General features: G+C 66.3%; 12 protein-coding genes. 1 reads left to right on the top strand and 11 read right to left on the bottom strand.

Going from position 1 to position 8,317, the window contains the following annotated elements; genetic code table 11:
* The 9 genes from RMO40_RS22450 to RMO40_RS22410 all read right to left on the bottom strand — a co-directional run.
* On the bottom strand, positions 1–1,047 hold a 1,047-nt coding region (locus tag RMO40_RS22450; RefSeq protein ID WP_309725824.1), incomplete at its 3' end, for a hypothetical protein.
* A gap of 4 nt (positions 1,048–1,051) precedes the next feature.
* Complete coding sequence (locus RMO40_RS22445) at positions 1,052–1,795, bottom strand: outer membrane lipoprotein-sorting protein (RefSeq protein ID WP_309725823.1); 744 nt, start codon at positions 1,793–1,795, stop codon at positions 1,052–1,054.
* A 113-nt stretch (positions 1,796–1,908) separates the two neighbouring features.
* Positions 1,909–3,126, bottom strand: a complete 1,218-nt coding sequence (locus RMO40_RS22440) for an FtsX-like permease family protein (protein ID WP_309725822.1) — start codon at positions 3,124–3,126, stop codon at positions 1,909–1,911.
* The gene (locus tag RMO40_RS22435) at positions 3,123–3,860 is read right to left on the bottom strand and encodes an ABC transporter ATP-binding protein (RefSeq protein WP_309725821.1); all 738 of its coding nucleotides are present in this window, start codon (positions 3,858–3,860) and stop codon (positions 3,123–3,125) included. Before RMO40_RS22435 ends, RMO40_RS22440 begins: the two co-directional genes overlap by 4 nt.
* Positions 3,857–4,525 carry a hypothetical protein gene (locus tag RMO40_RS22430; RefSeq protein ID WP_309725820.1) on the bottom strand — a complete coding sequence of 223 codons (669 nt, stop codon included), beginning with the start codon at positions 4,523–4,525 and terminating at the stop codon, positions 3,857–3,859. The genes RMO40_RS22435 and RMO40_RS22430 overlap by 4 nt, the downstream gene beginning before the upstream one ends.
* A gap of 179 nt (positions 4,526–4,704) precedes the next feature.
* On the bottom strand, positions 4,705–5,103 hold the full coding sequence (locus tag RMO40_RS22425) for a M28 family peptidase (RefSeq protein WP_309725819.1): 399 nt from the start codon (positions 5,101–5,103) through the stop codon (positions 4,705–4,707).
* Positions 5,103–5,714 carry a M28 family peptidase gene (locus RMO40_RS22420; RefSeq protein WP_309725818.1) on the bottom strand — a complete coding sequence of 204 codons (612 nt, stop codon included), beginning with the start codon at positions 5,712–5,714 and terminating at the stop codon, positions 5,103–5,105. Before RMO40_RS22420 ends, RMO40_RS22425 begins: the two co-directional genes overlap by 1 nt.
* Before the next feature lie 17 nt (positions 5,715–5,731).
* Positions 5,732–6,181 (bottom strand): GNAT family N-acetyltransferase, encoded by a 450-nt coding sequence (locus RMO40_RS22415; RefSeq protein ID WP_309725817.1) that lies wholly within the window; start codon positions 6,179–6,181, stop codon positions 5,732–5,734.
* A gap of 11 nt (positions 6,182–6,192) precedes the next feature.
* Positions 6,193–6,465, bottom strand: coding sequence for a DUF2164 domain-containing protein (locus tag RMO40_RS22410; protein WP_309725816.1), 273 nt, complete (start codon positions 6,463–6,465; stop codon positions 6,193–6,195).
* 88 nt (positions 6,466–6,553) lie between these two features.
* Between RMO40_RS22410 and RMO40_RS22405 the strand changes: the two genes are divergently transcribed.
* Positions 6,554–6,925 carry a VOC family protein gene (locus tag RMO40_RS22405; RefSeq protein WP_309725815.1) on the top strand — a complete coding sequence of 124 codons (372 nt, stop codon included), beginning with the start codon at positions 6,554–6,556 and terminating at the stop codon, positions 6,923–6,925.
* Here the strand turns inward: RMO40_RS22405 and RMO40_RS22400 are convergent.
* Together RMO40_RS22400 and RMO40_RS22395 are read right to left on the bottom strand one after the other, a co-directional pair.
* On the bottom strand, positions 6,922–7,872 hold the full coding sequence (locus RMO40_RS22400; protein ID WP_309725814.1) for an ABC transporter permease subunit: 951 nt from the start codon (positions 7,870–7,872) through the stop codon (positions 6,922–6,924). The genes RMO40_RS22405 and RMO40_RS22400 overlap by 4 nt on opposite strands.
* A 79-nt stretch (positions 7,873–7,951) precedes the next feature.
* Positions 7,952–8,317: ABC transporter permease subunit (locus RMO40_RS22395; protein ID WP_489660224.1), on the bottom strand; the 366-nt coding region annotated here is incomplete at its 5' end.

The raw sequence follows: 8,317 nt of genomic DNA, 5'->3' as shown, positions 1-8,317 counted from the left end.
CCAGGCCACACGGGCAAACACGTTGTTGCGCCGCAGGCTGCTGCCGCCAAAGGCCTGCGCCTTCCAGCCGAGGTTGCCGGCCACGCCGCGGCGCAGTGCGTCAGGGCCGCCGGCGAACCAGCTCTGCAGCAGTTGCCGGTTGCGCGCATTCCAGGCGTCCCACTGCGCGTTAGACGGCGCCGTGCTGTCGTACCACCACTCGGCCGTCAGGCTCAGCTTGTTCTCGGCCGTCCAGGTGGCGCCGAGCAGCGCCTGAGCTGTCTTGCCCTGGGTCAGCGTGCGGTAAGGGCTGCTGCTCACCAGGCCTTGTGCCGATGGGTCGATGGTCAGCACGTCGGCCCGTTCGGCGGCACGGCCCGAGGCGTGCACTTCGAGGCTCTCGCTCGCCACCCATGACACTGCGGCGCCGAGGCTCGCGCGGGTGTGCTGGCCGTAGCGGGCAAAGCCATGCCAGTCGGCGTTGCCGATGTGGCGGTAGACACGTGCGGCCAGGGCTTGTTCATCGCCACCGAATGCAGACGACGCTTCGCTGTCACCGGCTCGTTGCGGGTTCACCCACACCAGCGACCAGGCGGTGCTGGCGTTGAAGTGTTCGGCCTGCAGCAACGCCCGTCCTTGCGGCGTGCTTGTGAGCAGAGTACGGCGCTTTTCCTGCTGCACGATGTCGTTCGGGCGAAAGCCGTAGCCCACGTCCCAGGCGACTATTCTGCGGCCGGCGCTGAGCTGCCAGCCTGCGGCATCGCCCGACGCATACAGCTCGTTGACGGTGCCATCGCTGTGCCACGCCGCACCTTCGGCGCGCTCGCTGCGCAGGGCGACGGCCGCGCTCAGCATCTGCCAGCGGCCGCGCAGTTCGCTCTCGATGGCGCCCGAGCTGGCGGGCGGGGCGATGAGTTCGGGCGCGAGTTGGGCGCCGTTGGCGAGCGGGCCTTGGGTCGCGGGCTGGCGGTCGTCCCAGCGCTGGCGCACTTGGCCGCTGAAGTCGCCATCGGCTTGCGCTGCTGTCACTGCGCCGGACACAAGCAAAGCGAACACGGTGCGACGCATGGCCTCAGTCCAGGCTCGGGTTGCGCGCCAGGAACATCGGGTTCAGCCAGGCCTCGGGAACCGTGCGCTCCTTGCGGGCGAGGTAGCGCACACGCGTTTCCTTGTGGTTGCTCAAGCGGTCGAGCAACACCATCTCGGCCACGGCGGTGGGCGCCGTCGGCTTGTCCATCACGAAGCGCGCACTTTTGGCGAGTTTGTCGGACTGCACGTACAGGTCGGCCTTGATCGGCTCGCGTCGGGCCTTGCCGATCCACAGCTCGATGCGCTGGTAGGTCACGCCCTTGCGTGCGGCGCTCAGGCTCAGGTGAGTGCACGCGGCCTCGCCACACGTTTCTTCGCCCACCAGCTGCGCGGTGTAGTCGTCAGCCCAGCTCATGGTGGCGATGTCGCCGGTCGACGCATCACCCAGCAGCTTTTGCATCGGCGTGATGCGCATCGGGCGCTGGCTGTTGGGCATGAGCAGCCAGAAGTCGTCTTTCAGCATCAGCACCTTCTGGCCTTTTTCAGCCGGGCTTTGCATCAGCACCAGCGACTGCTGGTTGCCTTGTGCAAACACCGTGTAGCGGCGCTCCTTGTCGGGCGAGCCGTCGGTGTGGAAGGTGGTGATCTGCGTGTCGACCTGCATGTGGGCGGCACTCATGCGGTAACGGTCGGTGGCCTTGAGCAGGTCGCTCATGCCTTGGGCTTGCACGTGCAGCGTGGCCAGCAGGAGCCCGGCTGCGCAGGCGATGCGGTGAAAGGGGTTCATGGTCTTGTCCTTTGAGAAGTGAGTTCAACTCCCACCGTTCGCCCTGAGCCTGTCGAAGGGTGCGCACAGCACGGCGCCGGCTTCGACAGGCTCAGCCCGAACGGTGGCGAGGGTCAGGTGTGTGCCAGCGCCGTCACCACCGGCTGGTGCACCGTCTTGCGCGCCACCCAGGCCGAGGCCAGCATCGCCAGGGCCACCATGGCAATGAGCGTGAAGGCGTACAGCGGCGCATCGATCGCGACGGTGAGCGGGTAACCCACCGAGCGGCCCGGCGGCGGCGGCATCTGCACCGGGAAGACATACAGCAGCACGCTGGCCGTCAGTGCGATCACCGCACCCACCACCGCACCCGCACCCCCGAGCACCAGGCCTTCGAGCGCCAGGGTGCGCAGCAGCTGGCTGGGCAGCGTGCCCATGGCGCGCAGCGTGCCGATCTCGCGGGTGCGCTCGATGATGGCCATGGCCATCGCGTTGGTCACGACGAAGACCACGATCACGCCGATGATGGTGCCAAGCGCGCCGAAGATGCGGTTGTAGAGCGCCTTCACCCCTTGATAGAACGCCGCCTGGTCGACCCAGGTCTGCACCGTGAGCTGCGGCTCTGCGGCCGCGATTCGCACCTGCGCCGAAGCCGTGAGATCCATGCGGTTGAGAAACACCCCCAGGCTGCTCACCCGCTGCGTGTTGAGCAGCTTCTGCGCGGTGAGCAAGTCGGTGTAAACGAGGCGCTTGTCGACTTCGGGCACGCCGGTCGCAAAGATGCCTTTGACCCGCACGTCCATCGCGTTGAGCGCGCCTTCGGTGGTGCTGGCCAGCAGCGTCAGGCTGCTGCCCGGACGGGCGTTCAGGCTCTTGGCGAGCCCTTCGCCCAGCATCACCTCGGCGCTCGCGGTGTTGCCACCGCTCAGCACATCACCCGCCTTGATGGTGAGGAAAGGGCCCTTGACCGAAAACTCATCGTCGGGTGACACGCCCACAGCCATCATCACCGTCGACTTGTCGCCGTTGCTGATGAGACCGCTGAACTCGACCTTGGGCAACACGGCGCGCACATCGTTGTCGGCCAGCAGGCGGGCCTTGAGCGCGTCGGCGTTGTCCAGGCCGTGTTCAAGCGGCGTGACTTCGTCTTTCGTGAACTGCGCAGGAAGGCCCACGATCAGGTGGCCGGTGTTGCGCGCCGAGGCCTGAGCCAGCGCGCTGTAGGTGGAGATCGCAAAACCGCCGGCCAGCAAAATCGCGGCCGTGCCGAGCGCGGCGATGGCCACGGTGACGGTGGAGCGGCGGCGGTTGCGCAGCGTGTTGAGAAACGCGAATTTCAACCAGGGGTTCATGGCAGTGCCTCCATCGGTTCGACCGCTGTGTCGGTGATCTGCCCGTCGAGCAGGGCGACGATGCGGTCACAGCGGCGCGTGAGCCGGTGGTCGTGCGTGGCGATCACGAACGCTGCGCCTTGGGCATGGCCCAGCTCGCGCATCAGGTCGAGCACCTGGTCGGCGGTGCGCGAGTCGAGGCTGGCGGTGGGCTCGTCGGCGATCACGAGCTTCGGTGACTTGACCAGCGCGCGGGCGATCGCCACACGCTGCCGCTGACCGCCCGAGAGCGCGTCGGGCCGGTGCTGCGCGTGGTCTTGCAAGCCCACCGCTTCGAGCACCTCGGCCACACGGCGTCGGCGCTCGCTGCTCGGCACACCGGTGAGGAACAGCGGGTAGTCCACGTTCTCGGCCACTGTCATCACCGGTACCAGGTTGAAGCTCTGGAAGACAAAGCCCAGCGCATCGCGGCGCAAGAGTGCGGCGCGGGTGGCGGGGAGCGTGTCGACCCGCTCCCCGCGCAACAAGATCTCGCCCGCATCGGGCGTGTCGATCAAACCCGCCAGGTTGAGGAGAGTGCTCTTGCCGCTGCCCGAGGGCCCGGTGAGTGCCAGCATCTCGCCGGGGTAGACCTGCAGGTCGATGCCGCGCAGCGCGGGCACCACGTGGGCGCCGAGCCGGTAGGTCTTGTGCACGCCACGCAGTTCGATCACCGGGGCAGCTTTCACCGCCGAGACAGTGGGTGGGTTCTTCATTGCGGCAGGCCTTGCAGCTGCACCTTGGCGGCGTCGGCCTGCGGCAGCTGGCGCTGGATCACGGCCTGGAAGTCGCGCTGCGCATCGGCGTTGCGAAACTCTTTCGCCGCCTGCTGGCCGGCACGCATCAACACCGCGCCTTGAAACCCCGGCGTGGCCTGGCTCAGCAGCGGGCTGGCGTGCACGTCTTCAAGCAGCTTCACACCGCGTGCGTTGCGGTTGAAAAAGGCCGGCAGGTTGAGAAAGGTGCTGGCCGCCGTGAAGCGTGCCTGCAGGCTCACCGGCGAGCGGTTCAGCAAGGCAGTGTCGTGGGCCGGCTGCAGCAAGGACAGGCCCTTGTCGATCAGCGCCAGGCCGTCTTCGGCGTGGCTGATCTTCTTCCACGGCATGAAAGTCGACTTCGCCTTGAGCGCGGTGGCCGCCCCGGCATACACCATCAACATCGGGTGGCCGGGCTCGGCCTTCAGCAAGGCATTGAACTGGTCGGCCGAAGCCTCGAGTGCGGCGCTGTCGCCCTCTTGCGCGGCCTGGAAGGTCTGGAACGCTGCTTGAAACTGCGCATCGGTGGTGGCCGCCGTGGCGGTGCCCAAACCAAGGCTGAGCGCCAGCGCGGCAAGCAAAACACCGCGACGCGGCAGACGCAAAAACGATGTGGCTGTGGCCATGGAAAACCTCCTGAAGAATGACGTGGGTTGAGAAACAACACCGTCAGGCTAAGGAGGCGCAGCGCACAGCGCCGCTGTGCTGCGACGAAACGCTGAGGCGTGTCGCGAAGTGCGGGCAAGCCGGTGCGAACAGGGCCTGGCCGAGGCCCGATCGCCAGCGCGGAGGAAACCTGGGCGCGTCAGTCGGCCTGCGTGACCGCGTAGACCGCCTGCACCACCTGCGCCATGCGCTGGTAGTCGAGCCGCTCGTGGGTGTCGCCGGCCTGGTGGTAACGGGTGTTCCGGTAGAACGAGGTGTCGGTCACCATCAGCGCCGCAAAACCTTCGGCCCAGTAGCTGCGGTGGTCGGAGAAGTCGATGCCCTGGATCATGCTGGGCGCATTGATGGAGTGCACCGGCAAGGGTGTGGCGCCGGCCATCTGTGCCTTCACCCGGCGCATGGCTGAAAAGTCGCCGAGGCGCCCGACCAGCGCGATGAAGTTGCCCTGGTTCGGGTAGAGCAGGGTCATGCCCGGCACCGGGAAACGCTGGCTCCCGGGCTGGTGGCTGAAGTCGCCGATCATTTCCAATGAGAGCATCAGCCGCACCTCGCGCCAGCCGCGGCGAGTGAACGCGCATGCCGCACGCTGCCCATGTCGGGGGTGCGGAAGTGCGGCGGCTCCTCCAGCGTGTAGGCCACCAACTCCACCGGCTGCCTGGGTGGGTGCTCGCACAGCAAGCGCCCGAGCTCGATCAGGCCAGCCACCCCGCTCGCGTTGTCGTCGGCACCCGGGGTGTGCGTGTCGGGTGTGTGGCCACGGGTGTGTTTGGCACCTTCGACGGCGTCCCCATGCGAGTCGTAGTGCGCACCGATCACCAGCACCGCGCCGGTGACGGGGCCGAAGCGCGCCACGATGTTCTTGTAGTGGGCACCTTCCACCTTGACGGCCTGCACCGACACCGTGGCCCCCATGGCGGCAAACTCGTCGAAGACGTACTGGCCTGCGGCTTCGAGGTTCTTGAACTGGTCGTGGCTGCGGGGGTAGAAGTCGACCGACAGGCGCTTGACGTGGGCCTGCAGCCGCGCCGCGCTCACTTCGGGCGGCGTCGACGCCACCGGGCGCGTGAAGGGCTGCGTGACCAGGCCAACGGCGACCGCGCACACCCCCGCGACCAACACGAGAACGACGGCGACAGATTTGATGGACATGTGGTGACGATGAAGCGCTAGGGTTTGGCCACGAAAGCGAACTTGTCGCCCGACAAAAACCCGCAGCTGCGGTAGAACCCGTGCGTGCTTTCCTTGCGCGAGCCGGTCATCAACATGACCTTGTAGCAGCCACGCTGCCAGGCACGATCGAGCGCGTGTCGCACAACGGCTTGCCCGATGCCACGGCCACGCGCGCGCTGCTCGACGACGACGTTTTCCAGCACGGCGTAGGGAGACAAGCCGCGGCTCAGGTTGGGCACGATGTTGAGGTAACAGGTGCCGACCACTTCGCCAGCCAGTTCGGCCACGAACAGCTCGAAATGGGAGCTGGCAAGAATGCCGTGAAGCACGGCTTGCGCGAGCACCGCGTCGACGGGCGGGTCGTCCGGATTCAGCTGCAGGTACAGCGCCAGCAAGAGCGGCAGATCCTCGGGGGTTGCGTTGCGAACCAAGACAGTCTCAGGCATGGCGTCTGCCCTCATTTCGCTTTGCGCTGGCGCTCCTGCTTGCGCCAGTAGGTGAACTCGTCTTCATGGATCTCGATGTCGAGCTCCGACACACGTGCCTGCAGGCGCTCCTGCACATCGGCCACGGCCTTGTTGTAGACGAGAGGGCCGATCTCTTCGAGAAAGAAGCCAAGCAGGGCGCTCGCGGCGATGTTGCCGATCTTCTCTTCCATGTTTTCCTGGAAGTAGCGCTCGATCGAGGTGATGGCCTCCTTGCGCGCTTCCTTGGGGATCTCGATGGTCATGGTTCCTCCTGGGCCCGACAGCGGGCGCAAACCGTCTCATTTGATAGGCTTCGCGTCCCAGTCTGCCATTCTCGACAGGAGCACTCTCATGGTCTTTGATCACATTGGCTTCAACGTCACCGATTTCCCCCGAGCCAGGGACTTCCTGGTGCAGGCCCTTCAACCTCTTGGCATCGGAGTCACGACGGAAGGGGAAGGCTGGGCCATGGTGGGGCGTCAGGGCGAAGGCAACTTCTGGTTCGGGTCTTTCGGAGGGAGCCCCGGGCCGATCCACATCGCCTTCGCGGCCAAGAGCCGCGAGCAGGTCAGGCAGTTCTACGCCGCCGCGCTAGCCGCCGGTGGCAAGGACAACGGGGCGCCAGGCTTGCGCCCGCAATACCACCCCAACTACTACGGCGCCTTCGTCATCGGTCCCGATGGGCACAACATCGAAGCCGTTTGTCACGCCCCAGAGGCTTAACTCCCCTTGCGCCGCTGTTGCCACGCGATCAGCTCACCCACGAAACCGCGCCGGAAGGCGATCACGCACACCACGAAGATCACGCCGATGATCACCGTGACCCACGAGCCCACCCGGTCGGCGAGGAAGTTCTGCAGGCCGATGATGGTGAAGGCGCCCACCACCGGGCCGGCAAAGGTGCCCAGGCCGCCAAGCAGCGTCATCAGGATCACCTCGCCCGAGAGTGACCAGTGCACGTCGGTCAGCGTGGCAAACCCGAGCACCGTGGTCTTGAGCGAGCCGGCCAGGCCTGACAGCGCGGCCGACAGCACAAAGGCCAGCAGCTTGTAGCGGTCGACGTCGTAACCCAGCGAGATGGCGCGGGGCTCGTTTTCGCGGATGGCCTTGAGCACCTGGCCAAAGGGCGAGTGCACCACCCGCAGGATGAACAGGAACACGGCAGCAAACACCGCCAGCACCAGGTAGTACATGGCCACGTCGTTGCCAAGCGGGATCAGGCCGAACAGCTTGCCGCGCGGCACGCCTTGCAGGCCGTCTTCACCGCCGGTGAAGGGCGCTTGCAGGCAGACGAAATAGATCATCTGCGCCATGGCCAGCGTGACCATCGCGAAGTAGATGCCCTGGCGGCGAATGGCGATCAGCCCGATCACGAGGCCCAGGCCTGCGGCGATCACCACACCGGCAACGATGCCCAGCTCGGGCGACCAGCCGGCGCTGCGCACCAGCCAGCCCGTGCCGTAAGCCGCCGAGCCCAGGAAGCAGGCGTGGCCAAACGACAGCAAGCCGGTGAAGCCCAGCAGCAGGTTGAAGGCGCAGGCAAAGATGGCGAAGCACAGCGCCTTCATCATGAAGACGGGGTACAGGCCGATGAAGGGCGCGATCGCCAACACGGCGAACACCAGCGCCCAGAGGATGCGCGCGTTGCGGGTTTGGGTGGGCTGGTTCATGAGGCCCTCCGCTGAGCCGTCTCAAGGAGGGCCAACTCCCCCTCGGGGGGGCGCGAACGAATGTGAGCTTGGGAGCGCATTACTTTTCTTTCCCGAACAGGCCGGCGGGGCGAATCATCAAGACGATGGCCATGATCACGAACACCACGATGCTCGACGCCTCGGGGTAAAACACCTTGGTCAGGCCTTCGATCAAACCGAGCGCCAGGCCAGTGAGGATGGAGCCGAGGATCGAGCCCATGCCCCCGATCACCACCACCGCGAACACGACGATGATGAGGTTGCTGCCCATCAGCGGGGTGACCTGGATGATGGGCGCAGCCAGCACGCCGGCGATGGCGGCGAGTGCGGCGCCACCGGCGTAGGTGAACATCACCATCAGTGGCACGTTGATGCCGAAGGCCTGCACCAGCGCCGGGTTCTCGGTGCCGGCGCGCAGCGTGGC

Source organism: Rhizobacter sp. (genome assembly GCF_031412075.1).
Classification (GTDB): Bacteria; Pseudomonadota; Gammaproteobacteria; order Burkholderiales; family Burkholderiaceae_C; genus Rhizobacter.
The sequence above is the reverse complement of the archived record's forward strand: the minus strand, read 5'-3'. Positions and strand labels throughout refer to the sequence as shown.

Excerpts from the sequence above, each read along its gene's own strand:
- RMO40_RS22410 (WP_309725816.1), bottom strand. The coding sequence starts at position 6,465 with ATGACCATCGAGATCCCCAAGGAAGCGCGCAAGGAGGCCATCACCTCG.
- RMO40_RS22420 (WP_309725818.1), bottom strand. The coding sequence starts at position 5,714 with ATGTCCATCAAATCTGTCGCCGTCGTTCTCGTGTTGGTCGCGGGGGTG.
- RMO40_RS22425 (WP_309725819.1), bottom strand. The coding sequence starts at position 5,103 with ATGCTCTCATTGGAAATGATCGGCGACTTCAGCCACCAGCCCGGGAGC.
- RMO40_RS22415 (WP_309725817.1), bottom strand. The coding sequence starts at position 6,181 with ATGCCTGAGACTGTCTTGGTTCGCAACGCAACCCCCGAGGATCTGCCG.
- RMO40_RS22430 (WP_309725820.1), bottom strand. The coding sequence starts at position 4,525 with ATGGCCACAGCCACATCGTTTTTGCGTCTGCCGCGTCGCGGTGTTTTG.
- RMO40_RS22445 (WP_309725823.1), bottom strand. The coding sequence starts at position 1,795 with ATGAACCCCTTTCACCGCATCGCCTGCGCAGCCGGGCTCCTGCTGGCC.
- RMO40_RS22435 (WP_309725821.1), bottom strand. The coding sequence starts at position 3,860 with ATGAAGAACCCACCCACTGTCTCGGCGGTGAAAGCTGCCCCGGTGATC.
- RMO40_RS22405 (WP_309725815.1), top strand. The coding sequence starts at position 6,554 with ATGGTCTTTGATCACATTGGCTTCAACGTCACCGATTTCCCCCGAGCC.
- RMO40_RS22400 (WP_309725814.1), bottom strand. The coding sequence starts at position 7,872 with ATGAACCAGCCCACCCAAACCCGCAACGCGCGCATCCTCTGGGCGCTG.
- RMO40_RS22440 (WP_309725822.1), bottom strand. The coding sequence starts at position 3,126 with ATGAACCCCTGGTTGAAATTCGCGTTTCTCAACACGCTGCGCAACCGC.